This is a genomic window from Acinetobacter sp. 228 (assembly GCF_048147885.1).
In genome coordinates, this window is the sequence record NZ_JAYWYV010000282.1 from 1 (window position 1) to 1,349 (window position 1,349).

1 protein-coding gene and 1 pseudogene are annotated in these 1,349 nt (G+C 37.4%); both read right to left on the bottom strand.

Translation table 11 applies throughout. The annotated features are described in order from the left end of the window. Positions 1-180, bottom strand: a pseudogene (locus VXQ92_RS18225) (NAD-dependent phenylacetaldehyde dehydrogenase); the annotation flags it as partial. Between the two features lie 34 nt (positions 181-214). Further along, the coding region (locus VXQ92_RS18230) for a hypothetical protein (RefSeq protein WP_416682753.1) at positions 215-1,349 on the bottom strand (1,135 nt) is incomplete at its 5' end.

Genomic DNA, 1,349 nt, shown 5'->3' on the forward strand with positions numbered 1-1,349 from the left:
GGCGCTTTCGACATCTTGTTGACTACCAATTCTAATTTGAGCAACCACTTGTTCAGTCGATGGATTCATAATATCCACTTTATCTAAATGCTCGGCGGCAACTAATTTTCCATCAATAAAATGTCCGTGTTGACGTGCCATAAATTGTTGCACGCTTTGTAAAATCTGAACTTCACTCATTTTTTATTTCTCTCAATTCATTTAAAAGGATTTATTAATAGATGTATTGCAGAATCAACTGCGCATAGACATTGGTTTTGTCATCGTAGTTTTGAGTACCGCCACTATGGATATCGTGTTTTGGTTTATAAAGTCCCACTAAAGGAATCACGTTGAATTTTTTATTAACTGACCAGACCGAAAAGACATCCAGCTCATGTCCATCTACATTAGTTAAAGACTTATTTACTGTTTTGAACTTATAGGCCAAAGCACCCAACATAAAATTTTCTTTCAAATTCATCATGTAAGAGACTTGATGAATGTCGGCATTTTTATTGAATGGTCCAGCATAGTTTCCGGCAACTTCACCCTGAAACCATGTACCAAAGCCGACCGTATTTCCATAAAACATAGGGTCGTATTGGTCTGAAAAATGACTAAAACGGTAGCCTAATGAAGGCGTATATTTTGAAGATAAAAAGTTATAGTTCAGCGCTAAGTAGCCAGCATTTTCTTGGCCATCTTTTTTATCTTGAACTACAAACTCAGTTTTAACTTGTATCTCTGGTAAAGGTTGATAATTAAAGCGTAAAGCATAATTTTTAAGGTCTTGTCGTCCTGAAACGTGTTCAGCATCTTCAAGGTCTAATACGTTTAAATAGGTAAACCCAACGCCCTTATCTTTAAGCTGATACATCAGATCAGTCACAAATAGTTCTGGGGAAAATTGTGCTTTATTATCTGACTTTAAATAAGCCAGCTTTAGCGTTGTATTCTCTTGCGGTTTATATTGAAGCAAACTTGTAAAATCAAAGCTTCGACGAGCTGCCAGATAATATGCGCCGCCCCGATCTAGTGTGCCATCCGCAGGTGCTTTTCCAAGGTTTAATGCATCACCCGCAATAAAGAACCCGTCACCAATCATGATATTTTGCCGACCAATACTTAAATCATAGGTCGTTAACTCATCTTTATTGGTGCCGTCTTTAAAACCAATGACCCATTCATTCACATCTGTTTTACGTTCTTTGCCATTACTATTTTGGCCTGCGTCACCATCACCAAATGTGGCCGAACTAATACCACTCAAACTTGCATAGAGCTGATTGTTTTTAAAGGTGTATTGTCCTTTAGCACCATATTTAAGATGGCCTTCTTGCCAATTGATTCTTTCATCATGTAGGTTT